The organism is Parashewanella curva, assembly GCF_003675895.1.
Taxonomy (GTDB): Bacteria; Pseudomonadota; Gammaproteobacteria; order Enterobacterales; family Shewanellaceae; genus Parashewanella; species Parashewanella curva.
On record NZ_ML014784.1, the window covers coordinates 24914 to 45519 of the forward strand.

A 20606-nucleotide genomic window follows, 5' to 3' on the forward strand; every position below is an offset into this window, starting at 1 on the left:
TTGGCTTTGATACAATCATGTGGGACAAAAACATGCGCAAGGATATTGTCGTTTACAAAAATGCTCAAAAAATTGAATTGCACTTTTTGAAACAATCTCAATTATCAGATTCACAACAACAGCATTTCATAGAGTTACTCACTAAAGATGAATTAGAGCGTGTTAATGGTTTTCGAACTAGTGAAATGAAACAACATGCCCTATGGGTTAGGGCGAGCCTAAGACAAGTTCTGTCTGATTATAGCCAACGACATAACATTGCGGAGTTTGAGCCAAACAAATGGAAGTTTGACAAACTCAAGTACGGCAAACCTTATATTAAAAATCAACCGAGTCGTTTCCAACATATTGAATTTAATCTTAGTCACAGTGGTGAGTGGTTGTTAATTGGTATTACTCATAGAAAACCAGATAATCAACCATTTGCTTTTGGTGTCGATATTGAGCGAGAAAGATCTAATACCAATGTGATGACAATAGCCAAACGCTACTTTTCTGAGCTTGAATTAAAGCAATTGCAAGCGTTAGCCTGCGAGAAGGAACAACGACAACGATTTTTTGATTTATGGGCATGTAAAGAGTCATTTATCAAAGCGACTGGAAAGGGGTTAGCAACAGATTTAACCAGTTTTAGTTATGATTTCTTTGGTGTTCAAGAACCAAGTGGTTTTTTTAAGGTTCCAGTAATTGTTAATAATGATCCTCTATCGAAAAAAACGAGCTGGGTTTGTTACTTAGGAAAACTTGATGATGTGTTTCGATTTGCGCTCAGTGTAAAATATACGGGTTCTAATCACGGCTATTTTCCAATTCCCGATGAATAATATTCCAATCAATATTAGCTAAATATTCATCCAAGCCTTGTTGGAATGTATTCTGTTGAATAATGGCGAAACTAGAATGTTTTAATGCTTTTTCAAGTCGTTCTGTATTTAATTGCAAGCTCTCAGAGGCGTAATCTAAGATACTGTCTACTTCAGTTCTGTGGATTAATGACGCCAGTGTATCAGTATCATACTGCATTGGGTATTGTCCTTCCTTTATCCAAAGCCAACCTCTGTCTTTTTTTATATTGCATGGTGCAGTAATTATGCAGAAACCATTTTCTGAAATAACCTGTTTGGCTAAGTACTTGCAATAACTTTCTATAATCATTTTTCTGATGTTATAAAATTGCATAAAACTAATATGCCCAGATGGTGTCCCCCGACCCCTTCGGTAAAGTATATTATGCAATTTTAAATGGTGGATAAAAATATAATCGCATTCATGAGCACTATACAGTGGTAAACATAATACGGCAGGCTTAATGCTTGTTTCGTGTTCAGCATGTAGATAAGGTGGTTGTCTTCTTGCCAAGCGCGGATAATTTGGAATTGAAGAACTGGTATGTGTCCATTTCCAATTTGATGAAATCCTTGTGCTCTGGAGTTTTTGTTCAAGGGTTTCAGATTTAGCGCAGAATCTCGTATTAGAATCTTGAAAACTGCGAAGTGTCTTTATGTTTTCAGGCAGAACTTGTTGACACAAGAGAGAGTCATAAAACTGCTCTAAGAGTGCTTCAGCTCTTTGTTTATGTTTCGAGTAAAGGGATAAATGTTCCAAAAAAGGTAAAATTAGACCTATGCTTATCAGTTTTGATTCGAATAACGTTAAGCAAGCTTCATTGAAGGTTAAAAAGCACTCATCGGTTATTTCATTATTTTTGTATAATGCTGCTATTTGAATTAGGTAGTATGAAATTACTTGTGCTGCACTCTTTTGGGATCTAGCTGTTTCTTCAGGAAATTCTGCACTATATTCAGGCTTATTTCTGTGCCAAATTGAAAAAATGTCAGGTAAAAGTCTTATCATCAGATTGTTGTTTTTTGTGAAAAACGTTGATTTGTGGCAACTATTCAAGAAATCTGCTCTGTCAGTAAAATTAAAGATATTTTTTTTGTTTTTTAATATTCTTAACAATGCTGACAGGTACTGCTGATCATCGGGTGCTTTTGACTCAATATATGCATTAGCAAGAACTTCACTGCTGGTAATATCATGTTCAGTTCTATCAACTTCTGCTTCAAATTGAATAGATGATAACTCAGTAAGTACTGGAGCTTTTGTTACATCAGGTGCATCTTCCGGTTCATTAGCATCATTCAGTGCTTTTAGAAGCTGAAGGCGGGTATTTAATTTCTCCATATTTTGTGGTGGCAATATATCGATGAATGAAGATTGAACAAATTCTAGAGTTGCATCTTTTCCGCCCAAGTCAACTCTACGCCATAGGCTTTCTTCTTCCACGCCAACTTCAATAAAAGCATGTGCATCGTTTGAAACTATCCGAGTCTTAATTCCTAGATATTGGCAAATAAGGTGAAAACCCCAAGCACGATGCCGACATGTACCTTGCTTTGTTGTGATGGATGATACCAGTATATCAATGTTGCGACCTGTAATGTTTTGGCTGGTACCGAAATCTTCAAAGAAGGATATTAATTCACACAGTTGTTGCTCCGGTTGTTCTAATGCATGGATCTCCTGGAGTTTAGTGATAGCTTTATTATGCTGATCTTTCAGATTAAAAATTTGCGCATCTAGCGTTCGTTTTATTTCTTCAGGGCATGGTGAGTCGAGCAAAGATAACTGCTCTAGTCCTTGAATATGCTGATCAGAAAGCCCCAATTGCAGTATTGTAAAATCAATGGTGAGCGTTTGTGTTTCTGGTTGCGTGTTTGGGGCAAGTTTGATTAGCCATTGACCAGAGATCTTATGCCTCGCAGACACTAATTCAACGCCTTCTCTTGCTTGAAGTGATATGAGTACAGAGTCAGTTTGCAGTGTAGGTAAAATTGTCCAATTTGAAGTTGATAATTTGAATCTACCGCTTCCCAACTCTTCATCAGGCTCAAGCTCTTGGTGTGGCCTCTCGCTGAATGGCCTACCTAGAATAAAAGGTATTTCTGTTTCTATATCTTCTGCAAACTCTAGATATTCTTTGCTATGTGAGTAGCTTACTAACCCAATCTCACCATCAATAATAGCCAGCTCATTTACCTGAATACGATAATAGTCAAAACTGTAACGCTCATTTTTAAAGTATAAAGGGATTGTTAATTGGGAATTGGACGTTACATCACCATCAATAGCTGTGGCATGAATATTTGATTCAACAGGAGTGAGGAAGGGATCTCCTTCGGGTTCTGTTATCTGTTTTTCTGTGTGTTCTACTATCTGTATTTCGGTGTCAGCAATAGCTGTGGTATGAATATCTGATTCAACCTGAGTTAGGGAGGGGCTTTCTGTTTGTTCTACTTTTTGTGTTTCGGTGCCATCAATAGCTGTGGCATGAATACCTGATTCAACAGGAGTGAGGAAGGGATCTCCTTCGGGTTCTGTTATCTGTTTTTCTGTGTGTTCTACTATCTGTATTTCGGTGTCAGCAATAGCTGTGGTATGAATATCTGATTCAACCTGAGTTAGGGAGGGACTTTCTGTTTGTTCTACTTTTTGTGTTTCGGTGCCATCAATAGCTGTGGCATGAATACCTGATTCAACAGGAGTGAGAAAGGGATCTCCTTCGGGTTCTGTTATCTGTTTTTCTGTGTGTTCTACTATCTGTATTTGGGTGTCAGCAATATCTGTGGCATGAATATCTGATTCAGCCTGAGTAGGGGAGACTGCTATATCATGTCTTTTGCTATGACTAGAATATACCTGAGTATGGGAATTCATTGGGTGCAGTTTTTTAGTTCGGTCGAATTGAGCCATTTTTCTAGGTGCTGATTTTTCATTAAATTCGGCTTCTTGCTTCTTTGTATCCTTTGGTTGACTCTCACGCGTACTGAATTGTTTTTTTATTAAGGTTTCTAGTGACTCTTTATTCAAATCGATTGATTGCATTGTTAAGTTGAATTTTTTTTCAAAGCAATCGGGCCATTTATCTTCCGTGTGTATTACCAGCACTGAAGCTATGAACAACAAGTCCTCAAGTGTGATAGAGAAAGGTGACTTTTGCTTTAGAAGCTCTTTAGATACAACTTCATACCTTTTCATTAGCCATGAAATAGCTTCTTCTGAGTTAGGATGTTTTCTTAACAATATACTTGTTAATTCAGAGGTGCTAAGAGGTTCAAGGTATACATTCACACATCGATTGGTTAACGCTTGAGATAAAGGTGCTCGACCTTCGAAGGTTGGTGGATTAATTGTGGCAAAAAATAAAAAATTTGGATGAGTAGCTGAAGTCAGTACTTCATTAAAAAGACCTTCTATGAGTTCACTCGGGAGTAAATTAAGCTCGCTTATAATAAGTGTTTTTCCTTCATTCATAGCTTCATAGATTTTTCGGAGGGATTTTTCCCATCCCTCAGGGCTTGCATTGATATGAATATATTCTAATTTAGTTTGCCCTTTTTCATCTTTAAAATCTAAAACAGCTTTTAGGAGTTTGTCTTTTCCCCAACCTGCTGGCCCTTGCACTATGAAACCATGTTTGTCAAAACCTGAAGATACGCCTCTTTTTTCTATAAATGCCCAGTAATATCGAATTAAGTTTTTAATCGGTTGGCTTCTCAAGTCAAGGCTTGGATTTTGGTTTACTAGATCCTGATAAAATGCGTTAAATTTTTTCTCTTTGGCTTCTAATAGTGCACCATCACATGGGTATTTTTTCAATAGCGTTTCTTTTAGTGCAACAAGAGCGGTTTGGCTTTTGGGTAAGACAGCAGCTTCTATAGTATCTTGAAAAGCATCGAATACTATGGCGTTGATTTGTTCGTGAGTTGGAGAGTGACAGTTTGCCAAGCTTAACGTAAATGTGATTCGGGTTAATACTTCGTGTAAGTCTCTTGGTGATAGCCCTTCAGAAATGAGAGGTGCTATTTTGTTAAAAGTTTCTAAGACGAGTTTGCATGTATGAGACCTAAGCTCAGTATTCCAGTTTGTAGGTAATGAAGGCAATACGATGCATCTAGCTTGCGTTTTATCAGAAAGTGGCCTGCAGTATATTGTGAGTATACAAGCACTGATTTCTGTGTCCATGTGTCGGCCAGAGTAATAATCAGGATTGCCAGTTAAAATAACTCTATGCTTATTTGTAAGAGGATAAACGACACCGTGATAGCATAATTGCTTTGGGTCTTTGCACAGTCCAGAAAGCAAAGCTAAAACGCCTTCTTTAGCTAAGTTAGCTTCATCTAAAATCAATATTTGCGGCTTTTCATCTTTTGCCCATTTTAATACAGGTCCTTCTACGAATTTAGTATATGAATCACCGCTTTCTTTATCTAGTTTTTGCTGTTTACCATATAAATGTTCAATGGTTGTTTCAGGGCCAAGGCTTATGACAAGAGGCGTATTTAAGTGCGCGAAATCAGAGTCTTGTTTTGCTAGCTGATAAGAAACGGCATGTGCAAGATGGCTTTTTCCTGCTCCAGCTACTCCCTGAAGGAAAACGATAGGATGATTTTTTATTCGATTACAGAGCCGGTGCAGTCGCCTTTTCTCTCTGATTAAGTGATTTTGCTCACTAAGTAATATATCTTCAACTAGATCTGATAAATCGCTCTCAAATAGCCCTTCTATATGTGCACTTAATAACCCTTGTAGCATTTTAGGGTAAGGCGATTTTGCTCTAGCTTCATTGCTATGAGATTGAAAAAGACCAATCAAGTCTTCAATGACTGGTATTAAATCCATTGCATGGGTAGATATAGGAGCACTAAAGTGACGTCTTTGTCTCGCAACATAAAGCGCGTCACGAAGTTGTGAAAATAGTATCGAATTGGTTTTAGGAGCTGTGATGGCAGTGAGTCCAGATGCAATGAAATTAAGTTGTTCTACTTGTGTTGGCGTAGCTGCGGCACGTAAGCACCTAAGTAAAGTATGTATATCAGATTCGGATGGTTTTCTAAACCATTGACTTTCTACGCTTTTTCTGAAAAGTGTTAAGGGGCAGTGTCTAACTAATGACCAATAATTTTTTGATATAGATTCTTTGGTGAGCGGCTGGTTTTCTGCCATCCACATTCGCAACCTTGTTCTGTCTATATGTTTTTCGGTGGCTTTGTCAGGATAAATTAATGCTGTGCAGACTTTTAAATAGTTATAGACATTTCTATCTCCTCGATAAGCACGAATTATTATTGAATGTAACGCTCTTCTGCGGTGGTAGTTAGTACAAGAAGAAGCATGATCCTGCTCCATTTCAATTTTGAGTTGTTTTGAAAAAACTTGTGTAAATTCTAATGCCGACCAAGGCGGTATTGCCGGATATGTCCTTAAAACACTTGTTGGCAATTTTTCTAATAATTGATAAAAAGCTTGGGGATTTTTCCCCCAAGGTATTTTAAAACTATTTTTTTTTCCATGAATTCGGACATGCTCACACTTGAATTTAAATAGGTTAGGCAAGTGTTCTATTTGTTTTGGATTAACTACTAAATGAACAGAAACTTGTGCTTTAGGTAATTCGTACCTTTTTCCGTGTAAAAATAAGTAGGGAGGGGTAGCGAACAGTGTTTCCAGTTGGGATAGAATTTTGAGGTTTTTCTCGGCGCCTAATAGGGTAATTTTTTGTCCAGCTATCAATGCCTCAAACAATGGAGTTTGAGTTTGTTTAAATTGAAAGTTTTCTTGGCTTTCTAAGCTTAAATCCTGCCACAAGCTTTCCCAATCTTCTTTTGCTGAAATACGGTAACATAGTGAATGTTTATCAAGTTGGGCATAAGACTTAGCCTGACTTGAAAAGTGCAAACAGTTCACTATGACGTTTGCATGATTTCTGGGAAGAGGGAGAACACTTCTTTTATTTAAAATGATCGTTTTAGGTCTAGTTGTATACTGGCTTAATCGAGTTAAAAGTCGTAACCATTGATTTATAGAAAGATCACTTGTGATGCACAATACTGCTTTGTTGCAAATGAGCTCGTAAAAAGTATCATGAAAAACAGGTTTGCCGTTTTTGATTTGAATATCGGATAAAACTACATCAATATTAGAACTGTTTAAATACACAATGCCAGTTGCAACGCTGGTTGGAACTTTTCTTTCTGTAAGCCATGATTTTAAATGTGTGGATAATTTTTGTAATGTTGGTGTTGCTAAAGATGTATCATTACAGTTGTCGATGAATTGGCTTTTTAGCGCTTCTAATTGCTGGGCGCTTGTATCATCTCTGATAATGACTATATCTTTGGGTAAGAAAAATAATTGTCCATTTGCTGAAAAATGACCTGTTATCAGGCATTCACGTAATTTGTATATAAAAGGTTTAGAATCCCAAGGCGCATTTTTAAAAATCAATACAGTTCCATCTTCTAATTCACTCAAATAGCCTTTTTTAAAATAACATTTCCCTTTTTCATCTATGGTTAGTCCACCATAAAGTAACATTTGCCATTCATCAGTCGAAAAATCTATGGTAATTTTTTGTGGAAGTTGATCCTTAGGGTTTACTGATATGGTATTGCTTTTATCGGTAGTTCGTGGTGAAGGAGCGTGCTGGTGAACTGAGTTTTTAGGTGAAGCTTGTAACAGGCTATGAGAAGCCGCTAAACATTTTTCTAGCACTGGAACAGAGCATTTGGGGTTTAGTGTTTCAAGTGTCGCTATATTATGATGCGACTCAAATTTGTTTAGACGACGCCAGCAGTCTTCCCCAGGGTTGCCTTCTCCTGACTTTAGCATTTTTTTGTTTACAAGTATTACTCTAGTAATTTTACCCCCTAGGGGGTTTCCACCTAATGTTGGAGGCGAATCAAGTACATCATTCATACTTGCTACTTGTGAGGGAGACATAACAGTAAGATCGATCATTAAAATTGCAGGCCTACCGTCATACAATTTTCCGACTCTTTCAGTAATAACTCCATCAGTATTGATACAAACTTCTTCTGTTAGTCCATTATCATTAAAATCTAATGGTGAGAGTATGTTGATCACAGTGGCGTTTGGAATGGAACTACGACAATGGTCAATAACGGTTAATTTATCTTCTTCATCTCTTATTGTATAGACAGATGATGACGGAAATACCTTAGTTGATAACTTTGGGGTGTCTGCAATTCTCTCTGATGACACTTCGCTAGAAAAAAGCGTAGCAGTGGACTCACTTCTTGGAATATTTGATAGAGGAGTGGTTTCTGTTTCATCAAAAATTACGGTTGTTACTTCACTACATGGGTTGCTAACTTGCAACTCAGGCTCTGTGTTGTTAGAAAAGTGGTTAGTAATACTTGTTTGGTTTATGCTGCCGAGCATTTAAAGCTATATCGATGAACGTTTACCTTTTAGTGTATAACCTATTGAACTGTTATATGATTAACGTTTATTTATCTCAATCTGTAATATTGAACAAAATTGTTTTTGTTAAACAGGTTTGGTAATTTTTGAAATAGAAAATTAGCATAAAATATATATTAAATTTAATCTTTTAGTCGAGCGTCCCAATTTCTGATGTTTAATGACTTCAGATTATCCCTGTTATTTATCTTTCGTTGACCGACATAGACAGCTGTCGTTACTTCGATTAATTTAATCCATTAAACTTCATTCTTCTTGAATTGGTTGATCCGCTCCGCTTATAGTGTACACAAAATTAAGCACTGTTTGTAAGCTCATAATTTTCTGGGCTAAGATAGCCTAACGCACTGTGCCTTCTAGTCTTGTTATAGTCAACCTCAATGTATTCAAAAACAGCTTGTCTCATTTCTTTACGAGTCATAATTGGTTCATATTGAACCGCTTCAACTTTCAGTGAGTGAAAGAAGCTTTCTACACAAGCATTGTCCCAACAGTTACCTTTGCGACTCATACTTTGCTGAAGCTGATCCTTTTCAATCAAGTTCCTGTACTGTTTAGAACAATACTGGCTTCCTCGGTCGCTGTGAACGATAACGCCTTTCGGTCGGTCACGCCTAAATAATGCCATTGTTAGTGCATCTGAAACCAAATCTGCTGTCATCGTTTTCTGCATTGACCAGCCAATCACTGAGCGTGAGTACAAATCAATTATCACCGCTAAGTAAAGCCAACCTTCACTTGTCCATAAATATATGATGTCTCCAGCCCATTTTTGATTAGGTGCAGTCGCCGTAAAGTCTTGTTTTAATAAGTTAGGGGCTATTGGCATAGAATGCTTGCTGTCTGTTGTGACTTTAAACTTCTTGGCCGCTTTAGCTATTAACCCTTGTCGTTTCATGCTAGCTGATACTGTTTTTACGTTAACCCGCTCACCATTATCTTCAAGCTCTTTCTGGATCCGTCTTGCTCCATCACGCTGTTTGCTTTTATCAAACGCTTCTTTGACCTGTTTATCAATAACCAAACGCCGTTGCTTGCGAGAACTTGGCTCTTTGTCGGTTTTGCGCCATATGTAATACCCACTTCGTGACACATTTAAAGTGATAGCCATACGCTGGAGCTTAAACTGATGTTGATGCTCCAGCATAAATTCGAAACGGGCTACTTTTGATTTTTGGCGAAGTAGGTAGCCGCCTTTTTTAAGATGGCTAAATCCTCTGTTTGTTCAGCAAGTTGACGTTTTAACTTAGCAACTTCGGCTTCTAACTCGACTTCTCGTTGAGTCATTTTTGCTTTCTTTTGTGATGCGCTGCGCCAACCATAAAGTTGTGATTCATAAACACCGAGTTGTTTGACTGCTGTGGAAACACCGAATCTTTCAGCGAGAGCTAATGCTTCTGTTTTAAATTCGGTTGAATAAGTTTTACGGTTCTTTTTTGTTGTTGTCATTGGTCACCTCGATTAGTGATTATACTCACTTAATCCGGTGTCCACTATTTCTGGGGCGCATCAAGCGTAATGTAACCGAATTTACTGAACTCCTCAATCTGAGCAATGGGCTTTACTGATAAATAAAACCGATTTAATCTCTGTGGGTTCAATTCCCCGCAGCTCGCTGCGGTTTGTAATTCAAAGAGGCAATGTTAATACCCCGCTTTCGCTTGCGAAAGTCTGAGCGAAGCGAAGACAGCTTGCTGCGGGGATTATTTATTTGATGATAAAACTATCAATTTCACCACTATTTTTTTGTGTAACCAAGACCTGAGAAACATTTGGAAGTGTTTTGGCTATTACCGCTCGATATGGTGATACTAATCCGCTTACAGTGGTACTTTTGCATCCTTGCAACTTAGCACTAACTACGTTGCACTCTAATATCGAATTATCATTGGTATTGATAATTTCAACGGCATTATTACCAACGTTGACAATATCATTGGGTTCAGATAAATCTGGCAATGCCAAGGCATTGGAGCTGAGTATCAGCAAAGATGAAAACAGTATTGTTCGATGCTTCATTTACGGCTCCAAATCTATAAATCACCAATTTTTCATATGGTTTTGGCATCCTTGCTACTTCAATTTTTTTATTTTGGGTTGTACTGCAAGCATTGATTCTGAGGCGTTCCATTATTTCCGGAACCATCACCAACATAATGGCAATCTGGTCCAAAGGTCGTCCCGGTACACACAATTTTCCCTTGGTTACAAGAAGGCAAGGTCACTGAAGTCCCAAGCATCATATACATGGTAATATCACGCCCTGAAACATCCGTAATATGGCTATTAAATGGATTAGTGAACCAACCAGTAGAGCTTTTAGCATAACACGGGCCTGATTTGCACTCGCCATCGTTACCATCGGTATTGGGATGAAAATTTATATAATCGATAGACATTGAATAACCACCACGATTATCGACTTCTACATTATCGGTATGCGCTAATTTTATCGAAAATGGTATGATTCTGCTTTGCAAGTTGTCAGCGTTTAACTCTATGACATAATCACCAAGAAGAGGGTTTTGATCGTCAAGATTTAAACTAATTTCACACGACTGACCATTTTTTAAAGATTGATTTTGGCATGAAGTTTTGTTGACTACTCCAAGGACTTTGCTTGATGGGGTAAGGGTTAAATTATTAATTGTGTAACCTGAGTTGTTGGTAATCGATATTTTCGTTGAAGGTCGAGATGCATCTAGAGTAATGCTACTTATGTCATCTTTTTCTTGGTCATAACTCACGACTACTGCATTTTGATTGGTCAAATGAATGGCTTGCATTTCAGTTAAGCTTGTAGTGTTTTGTTCGCTTGGGTATTTGAAAACAATATTTGCATCAGGTTGCTCAGCTGTAACACCCTCATAAACATGATAAGCGATTTCGCAGCTAGCAAGTTGATCTAATGAAACATGATAGTCACCTGCTTCGCCAGTACCATGAATGCAACTAGGTAAGTTCCCCGCATTCGTTTCATAAAATATACTTTTAGAAGGTTTAATTAAGTGGGATGACAGTTTTAGATCAGGCAAGGTGATAGTCAGATCATCCAATGGATAGCCTGTGTAATTAGTCACTTTTAAGTAACCTTGCGCCGTCTGAGCGATATTTACAGTACCTTGCAAGCCGTTATGACCATCACTTACACCTATACCTCTATCAAAGGAAAAGGCACCTATCACTACAGGTATGTCATACCCTGTATAGTCATCCGCTGACATTTGTACTTCGTATTTACCGTTCACGCTGGTGTCATTCGCCATTGTCAGGGTTAAATCACAACTTCCTCCTAAAGCTTCTAAATCAGGATGATGAGTACAATCGCCAGTTAAGGTTAATGGGATAGGGCTGTTAGGTTGAGTGAACACGGCATTGAAATGATGGGCTGTTGCTGCACCGACATTGGTAAATCGAATGGTTGTTGAACTGCCAGGTTGCAATTTGACACCGCTCAAACGACTTAATGTTTCATTGTTATGGTTACCATAAGGAGAGTGAGCAATGATATTTGCTGATGAAGATACATCAATATTTAATGTATCTAATCCAGTAGGAATCTGATTAGAATTGTTTAATTTTAGACTATAGTTTTGATTGCTCACTGCTGCTGCTGGAATTCGATATCTCAAGGTACACTTTTCACCAGAGGCTAATTGTGGTGCTGATGGTGATAAACAGCCGATATCGGCAAAGTAACTTCTGAGCAGTTGGCTGTCTTTATTATCATCTAAAAAGCTCAATTCCGGGGTTTGGGTTTCATCATTATTACTAAAATACACCACATTGATATCGCCACTGTCTCCGGCATTTAAATGTAGCTGAGAAAGCGGGTTTTCATTTTGCTCAAATTGAAAGTTTGATACAAAAGCGGGTAAATCAATATTAAAATGAAATTGAGTCGGCACATTACCAAAAGGGCCAATGACAGAAAACCCTACATTAAAGCTTTCACTAATAGGTTGTAGGTTGGTTAATTTTCGAAAATCAAAATCGAGTGTACAAGCATCATTTCCAGAAATGGCTTCATCTGATCTAGGAGAAAAGTCCACTTTATCGAGACAAGAACCACTGAATGCTGATTTTAGCTCATCTGGGATATTAAAATCTGTTTTAAGTTCATTAATATTTAAAGGGCTATAGTTAAGATTTCGGAAAATCAAACGGCCATGATCACCTAAGCTGTTTGAACTAAAACTGGTTTGAGCTGTATCATTACCGTCGTTAATAGAAAGCTGAGTGCCCAAATATCGAAATGCATCAGTGCATATTAAATCATCACTGCCAGTGCACGTTCCCACTTTATCATCATCGGCAAAAACAGCGAGGTTATAAAAGAAGGGACCCGGTTGTGTTACGACTTGTCTTATGGTTACATGCGAATTTTCAGGGGCTTGATAGGAGTTTTCATCAGCAGCTTTTTCTGTTGGAAATGAATCAAACTTGGTAAATTTTTTCTTGGTTTTATAAGTCACCCAATATTTTCCATTAACCTTTGCAATTGAATATGCATCTGAAGAAAAAGCTGTTTTTACTTGTTGTTGATTACCACCTTGATTACTTTGTTCTACAAAGTGGCCATCAGGGTTTAATTTACTGGAAAAGGGATACAGACTTTTTAAGCTAGGTTGTGGGTCTCCAACATCTCCAAGCCCGATAATATGATCGTTATAAAAGGCATCTAAAAGTACTAAATCGAAAACAGGTAATGTGTATTTAGGATAATTTTGCATCTCAAGCGTTTGATTATCATTTGAAATGTTAAAAGTGACTGAACTAAACTGCCCTGCTGAGTTTGGTGTTTCTCGCGTTAAATAAAAGGTATCTCTAATGGTATCTGTAGGACTCTTATATGCGGGTACTGTCACTTGACTACCCTGTAAATCCAATATTTTTCCATCATCGCCATCAAAAGGAGAAGTGGTTACACGTGTTGCAGTTGTATTGGCGTCAATCATTCCTGAGTTAGCTTCAGGCCTAAATGAAAAAATATTACTCGTGTCTTTTTGAGTTACAAAGATCCTAAACCAGCGTGACAAATTCGGCGGCATTACCGCTCGATATGGAGAATGTAATCCCGAAATTGTTTTACTTTTACACCCTTGCAGCTTATCAGCAATGAGTCGACATTCTAAAATGGTACTGTCACGAGTATTAATGATTTCTATGACATTATCCCAACTCGTTCGTAAAACGTCATTAGGTTCAGATAAATCGGGAAGTGCCAACGCTTGATGGCATATTGAAAAGGCTGCAAGGAACAAGAATGTCTTAGCTTTCATCATAGACTCCTACATCTTAAATTACATATCACTGTAATTAGATAAACCATCCATGCTGATCAGTATTACTTTAACGTGAAGATGAATTCGAATTGTACATTAAGCATTGGTTTTGCTTTGACGGGTGATCCGTTCCATAGTATCGACAATACGGGTTTAATGTTGTCCCAGTACAAATTATCTTGCCACCATCACATGAGTGTAAGGTTACGGAAGTTCCCAAAATCATATGCATTTCAATATCACGACCTGAAACACCTGTGATATGACTATCAAATGGATTGGTATAAGAGCCGGTGTAAGACTTAGCATAACAAGCACCAAAATGGCAACTGCTGTCATCAGCGTTTTTATTTGCGTGATAATTGGTATAGCCAACATACATGGCATACCCACCACGATTATCAATTTGCACCTGATCGGTCGGAGCTTGCTCAATCGAAATCGGGACAGTTTCTGAGCGCAGATTATCAGCGTGAATTACCAGCTGATAATTTCCAAGAAATGGGTGCTCATCATCAAGACTGAGTTTAAGAGAGCAAGACTTACCTGCATCCAACTTACTTGGGCAATTATTTTCGCTGAGAATACTTGCAATACGGCTCTCAGATAAACTTATGTTTAAGTTTTTGAGGGCGTAATTTTGGTCATTGGATATCACCAAGGTGGTTTCGGGTGTTGATGCATCTAATTTTATGTGACTCAGTCCCACACCGACTTTATCGAAGCTTACCCTCAGTGTTGGTTGATTGGTGAAATGCAGAGATTGATACTCTTCTTGGGCTTCGCCACTCTGACTCTGATAACTAAAATGAATCATAGCATCTTGAGGAACTGTGGTGACTTGGCCATTAACTCGATAATACAAGCGGCAGCTTTCAAACTTATTTAATGATGCAGAATACTCTCGATCACTATTTTTAGTACAGCTTAATGGGTCATCTGAATTTTGATAAAAAATGTGCGCCTCATTTTGTGAGCTGGAGGAACTCAGAGTCAACTCTGGCAAGTTTATCATTAAATTGCTTATCGGATAATTGGCGTAATTCGTAATGTTTATGTAACCAGAAGAATCTTGACTTAATGACACTTGACCATAAAGTCCTGTATTCGAATCTGTGACACCGAGTCTTTTATAGGCAGGCAGCTCCCCTACAGTAATTGGCAAATCGTATGATGTAATATCGTCACCTCTAATTTGGATATGGTATCTGCCAATAGCGGTTGCTCTGCTATCAATTTGCAATACTAAAATACAGTAGCCGTCAGTCACTAAGTTGATTTTACTGGTACAGCTCCCTGAATAGATTATTGGTGGATCTTGATCAGGTTGAGAGATAAGAGTAATAACATTATGAGCCAATTCACCACCAACGTTTCTAAACCGCAAGTACGCTGAACCTCCCGGCTGTAGATTTATCCCTTGGACAATGTCAACCGCGGAGTGCTCTTGAGGAATATTGAGTAAAGTCGGAACGACATAACCTCGCGCAGATACATTCACAGACAAGTGGCTTAAAGCCGCAGGCACATCATCAGAGTTTGCTAATTTAAGGCTATAGTTACCGTCATTAATCCCAGCAGGAATATGGTAAGTTAACGTACAATGCTCACCATCGCTAAGTGCTGGTGGATTTGCTGCAAGGCAACCAGTGTTCTCAAAGAACCCTTGAAAGGTAGCATCATTCAGTCCATTTTTTAAAAAGCTAATTTGAGGCTGTGAATGTTGTCCAACAATATTGCTAGAATAATCTACGTTAAGCGTGCCCGAGTCACCCGCATTAAGTACAAGATTGGATAATGATTGACCATTTTGAGTAAAACGAAAATTTGCAACGGAACTAGGAAGATCGATATTAAAGTGAAAGTTGGTTTGTACAGGATCAAATGAACCGTCAACACTAAACCCCACATCAAAGCTTTCTTGGATTGGAGTAAATGAATGAAGATTTCTAAAGTCAAAATTCAGGGTACAGGTATCATTTCCATCCTCATCAGCATCTCTTTTGGCTGAAAAGTCGACCTTATCTAGGCAGCTACCACTAAACGCACTTGCCAGACTATCAGGGATCACAATATGTCTTGATATTTCATTCGCATTTAACGGGCTGTAGTTTAAATTATGGAAGATCAGTACACCATGATCACTCAAACTATTGGTTGTCAAACTTTGTGCTGGAACATCGTTATAATCATCCATAGATAACGTGACATTGAGATATCGAAAGGCATCTATGCAAATAAAATCGCTTGCGCCAGTACAATCACCCACTTTATTGTCATCGGCAAACACCGCAAAATAGTTGGTGAACACTTTAATGGGATTTCCATAGGCCGAAATTATCTTTCTGAGTGTCACATTGGCATTACTTGGCGCATGGTATGAATCCTCATTGACTTTATCTCCAGAGGGAAATGAATCGAAGCGGGTAAATTTTTTGTTGCTTTTGTAGGTAATCCAAAACTTATCATCCACCTTTGCAATCGAAGCGACATCAGAGTCTAAGCTTGTGTTTCCTAGAGAGGTGTTCGAATCGAAGTGACCTGTACTGGACAATAAGTTTCCCCCAATAGGACGCAATTGATTAAGTTGGTTGGGTAATGTACCCAAATGACCAATACCATACAGTGGCTCTGACTCACCTCTATTTTCAGAGGGTTCAAGCTCAAATGCTGGGATATGTATTTCTGGGTCTGTAAACCAGCTGTTCACTATATATTGATTTTTTAGGACTGATAAATTCAGATTAAAAAAACCGAATTGTCCTAAATTATTGTGTGAGTTAGTAGGCGTTTTTGAAAAATAGAACCGTTGTAAAAATTGGTTGCCAGATATGGTAAGCAGAGGGCTACTTTGTATATCGAGTATATTTTCTGATGTCTCATCCTCTGCAGGTGTATTGATTTTGGTTGCTGCGGTATTTGTAGGAATTTTGTTAGTCAATTGAGATATGGGGATCCAATAAAATTCACTGCTATTTTTTTTCGTAATAAATACTCTGGGATAACCGATTTCCCCCCTAGCCACTACAGCTCTAAAAGGTGACACTAATCCAGTGACGGTCGTCGTTTTACAACCTTGAAGTTTTCCTCCTATATCTTCACACTCCAAGATCGAATTATCCTGAGTATTAATAATTTCGATGTTGTTATTGCCAACATTGACAATGTCGTTTGGTTCAGATAAATCGGGCAATGCCAATACATTCGAGCTGAGCATCAGCAAAGATGAAAGCAGTATGGTACGATGTTTCATATTCGACTCCAAAACTATAAATAATTTATTCTTCAGATAGTTTTGGCATCCATGCGACTTCAAATTTAATTGCTATTTAGGATTGTACTGCAAGCAATGATTCTGCGCATCCCCTAAATTATTTGTCCCATCCCCAACATATTTACATGAAGGAGTGAGGGTTGTACCTGTACAAACAATTTTGCCACCGTCGCACGATGGTAATTGCACCGAAGTCCCTGCCATCATATACATCATGAGTTTGCGTCCCGAAACGCCAGTAATGGTGCTATTGAAAGGATTCGTAAACCAACCTGTTGATGCCAGAGCATAACAAGCTCCAGATTGACAGTGACTATCCTTACCGTCAGTATTTGGATAGTATTTGGTGTAGTCAATCGACATCGAATAACCACCTCGATTATCGATTTCAACAGTATCGGTTTGTGCCGTATTGATATTTAAAGGAATACTTTTGGTTTCAAGGTTATCCGCTTTCATCCCTATGTGATACTTACCTATTAACGCTTTTTTATCATCCAAGGTTATGGTTACACTGCAAGTCTCGCTAGAGCCTAGAGGTTTATTTTGGCAGCTATTCTTGCTGGTAATGCCGTTTAAAGCTGAGTCAAAACTCAAGCTTAAATTGTTAATGTTATAATTAAGTTCATTGGTGAAAATTACCGTAGTTTGTGGAACAGAGGCATCTAAATTTACAGAACTAAATGAACTATCGACACTTGGTTCACTTACCCGAAGAGCTGGTTGATTTGTGAAATGTATTGATTCTTCTTCATGCTTTTCTATTGATGAGTTGGTGTCGGTATAATGGAAATTCAGCTCCTGATCTTGCAGCTCAGCTGAAAAAGATGAAGGCACATGATAATAAAGGCGACAACTTGCAAGTGGCGCTAAGGTTGTGATCATGGTTTGATTAGGGGAGTTATCTGATAAGCAGTCAATAGTATTATCTTTATCCCCAACATAGTAAAAAATAGCAAGCTTAAGAGGAAATGACATGCTCAAATCAGTTATCGGGTAACCCGTATAATTAGTTAATGTAAGATAACCATTAGCCATTTGGTTCAATTCTATTTTACCCAACGCCCCAGTATTTGAGTCTACAACCGCCAATCCTTTATCATGTGGGAAATCATTTATTGTGATTGGAATACTATAACTATTAATAGCATTTCCCAAGACGTATAAAGAGAAACGACCACTGATATTAGACGCGCTAGTATTCAGCTTAATTACTAAATCGCACTGACCACCAAGTGCCTCCATAACAAGGGTAGGATCATCTACACAAGATCCCGAGAGCAAAATGGGGATATGTTTATCTTTGGGCTGTACAAAATACACATCAAAATTGTGAACTGCTGCTGCGCCGACATTGGTGAAACGAACGATTTCAGTTCCACCAGAGTGTATATTCAACCAATGTAGGCTTGATAAATGCTCAATACTTTGATTTCCATAAGGCGAGTGGGCAATGATATTACCTTGGGAAGAAAGCGCTACTGGTAATACTCCAGCATCAGCTGGTACACCATCTGGGTTATGCAAATTGATTGTGTAATTGACGCTATTTACGTTAGCGGGAATATGGTAACTCAGCGTACATTTTTCTCCCGGTTTCAATGGCTGAGCATTGCTTGATAAGCAGCCTGTATCCGTAAAGTAACTTCTGAACAAGCTACTATTATCAGTACCATTTAAAAAACTAATATTGGGGCTTATAGTGTCGCTTTGATCAGAAATATACGCCACATCAACGAAACCTGTATCCCCTGCGTTCAGGTTGAGCTGATCTAACGCGGTTCCATTATGCTCAAATTGCAAGTGTGGGATGTTTGTAGGCAAATCCACATTGAACGTAAAGGTTGTAGGTACATCGCCAAATGGCCCATGTACAACAAAACCAACATCAAAACTTTCGTTTATAGGAGGCGTATTGCTTAATTCTCTAAAATCATAAAAAAGTTCACATGCAAAGTTTTCATCATATGAATTACCATTTGGCTTTTCAGCAAAGTCAACCTTAGAGAGACATGAACCTTTTATAGCCGATTTTAAGCTTTCAGGAATGGTGATTTGACGTGTAACTTCACTGGCATTAATTGGACTGTAGTTTAAATTATAGAAAATAATTACACCCTGGTCGCCTAGACTGGTTGCGTTTACACTTGATTTATCACTGATATCGGTATCATCAAATAATGCATTAATCCCCAAATACCTAAAAGCATCAGTACATTCAAAATCTGATTCGCCAGTGCAATTTCCAATTTTATTGTCATCTGCAAATAACGCATAATTATTTACTTCAGTTTTATCGCCTGTACGTGTTTGAACGCTTTTTAATTCAACATTTGAGTTATTAGGGGCGTCATAGCTATTTTCATCAACGGCCGCGCCACTGGGAAACGTATCAAAACGGGTGAACTTTCTTTGACTTTTGTAGGTAATCCAATACTTGTCATTGAATTGAGCGATTGAAGCTATATCTGGATCAAGAATCGTTTTAACTGTCTTTGCAGATCCCCCCGATACATTTTTTTCTTTAAACAGACCATTTTTTTTTATCAACCCAGACAGAGGGTATCTTGGGCTAGTCAGTGATGAATACCCCCAATATTGTCCAGCTCCTATAATATCATCAAATTCATTGCCTTCACTCTGAGTTACAGAAAATACGGGTAAAAACACACCACCATAGTCAGTCAAATTCGTAATTTTAGCCTGCTCTCCAGATAATGATAATCGACTAAACTTACCGTAGCTTGTGGGGTCACCCAAAAAACCACGAGAAACATAAACATTTTGATAACCAGAATGATTAAAGCTAGAGCGTCTAATGTCTAAAATCTGACCTTCCTTATTAAAATATGGGTCATAGGGAAAGGCTGGAACATCTGTTGCTGCTGTATCAAGGGCAATACGTCCATCTTTACCGGTTTGAAAACCAAATAAGCCAGCCTCTCCTTTTTCAGCAACATAAACCATTTGAGTTTGTGTTGTACCTGCGGCGGCAACGGCACGATATGGTGCATCTAAACCAGCAACATTTTTCGATTGACAATCTTGAAGCTTACCTTCAATTACTGCGCATTCGAGTATTGAGTTATCTTTAGTGTTTAAAATTTCAACAATATTCTGATAGACAGGAACAATATCATTAGGCTCCGATAGTGTAGGTAATGCCATTGCAGGAGTAGTTAACGATAACACTACACTACATGTAAATATTTGCAATCTCATCAATGACTCCAAAGCTATAGTATTCAGTCTAATATTGAATTTAACTAATGAGACTTTAGATCGCTAATAGGATAGCTTTATAAGAAAGAGTCGTATCATCTATGAAACCGATATTCCGCAGCACTTTTAAGAATAAATCTCTAAATATGGTTTATTCAAAATTTCGAGTAAGCCTCGCTGCATATCTGTAAGCCCTACAACTATTGGACTTTCTGAGCTTACATGTAGCTCATGTATCCCCTCAAAACAGATAAAAACCCATCTAACGGTAGGACGCTGTGTTGGCTTCTTTTTCAGTGAAAGGTTACCTCAGTTACCCAGCTTTTTTTGATTTAAAGTCAGCCTTGATCGCTGACTCTGATTTTTTTAAATCTCTGAGGGTTTTATTCCCCGCAGCTTGCTGCGAAAATAGGTGAATGAGTGAGTTTATACACAAGAGTCATAACGTAACTGTTTTGTTATATCACCTAGTTTTCCCAGCAAAATACAGAAGGGCAGTTTTTGATGAATCAGTTGACGAAGAACTGAAACAAGTC

The 20606-nt window shown here is 38.1% G+C and carries 8 protein-coding genes; 2 read left to right on the forward strand and 6 right to left on the reverse strand.

What is annotated here, in order from left to right; translation table 11 throughout:
- Positions 1-32: 32 nt before the first annotated feature.
- Positions 33-824, forward strand: coding sequence for a 4'-phosphopantetheinyl transferase family protein (locus D5018_RS12300; RefSeq protein WP_165905059.1), 792 nt, complete (start codon positions 33-35; stop codon positions 822-824).
- Here D5018_RS12300 and D5018_RS12305 read toward each other — a convergent pair.
- From D5018_RS12305 to D5018_RS12330, 6 genes are all read right to left on the reverse strand, one after another.
- Positions 790-8247, reverse strand: a complete 7458-nt coding sequence (locus D5018_RS12305) for an AAA family ATPase (protein ID WP_121839301.1) — start codon at positions 8245-8247, stop codon at positions 790-792. The two genes, D5018_RS12300 and D5018_RS12305, sit on opposite strands and share 35 nt — an antisense overlap.
- 337 nt (positions 8248-8584) lie before the next feature.
- Positions 8585-9738, reverse strand: a protein-coding gene (locus tag D5018_RS12310; protein ID WP_121839302.1) for an IS3 family transposase whose coding sequence is annotated in 2 segments (ribosomal slippage) — positions 8585-9489 and positions 9489-9738 — 1155 coding nt in all. Because the reading frame shifts where the segments join, the coding sequence is not laid out codon by codon here.
- Between the two features lie 258 nt (positions 9739-9996).
- Positions 9997-10308, reverse strand: coding sequence for a hypothetical protein (locus D5018_RS12315; RefSeq protein WP_121839303.1), 312 nt, complete (start codon positions 10306-10308; stop codon positions 9997-9999).
- 68 nt (positions 10309-10376) lie between these two features.
- Positions 10377-13574: a hypothetical protein gene (locus D5018_RS12320; RefSeq protein ID WP_133309285.1), complete on the reverse strand. Its 3198-nt coding sequence runs from the start codon at positions 13572-13574 to the stop codon at positions 10377-10379.
- A 67-nt stretch (positions 13575-13641) separates the two neighbouring features.
- A complete protein-coding gene (locus D5018_RS12325; RefSeq protein WP_121839305.1) occupies positions 13642-16827 on the reverse strand; it encodes a hypothetical protein in 3186 nt (1061 codons plus the stop codon).
- 72 nt (positions 16828-16899) lie between these two features.
- A complete protein-coding gene (locus D5018_RS12330; protein ID WP_121839306.1) occupies positions 16900-20070 on the reverse strand; it encodes a hypothetical protein in 3171 nt (1056 codons plus the stop codon).
- 416 nt (positions 20071-20486) lie between these two features.
- Between D5018_RS12330 and D5018_RS12335 the strand changes: the two genes are divergently transcribed.
- A partial coding sequence (locus D5018_RS12335) for a transposase (RefSeq protein ID WP_207819292.1) occupies positions 20487-20606 on the forward strand: 120 nt, incomplete at its 3' end.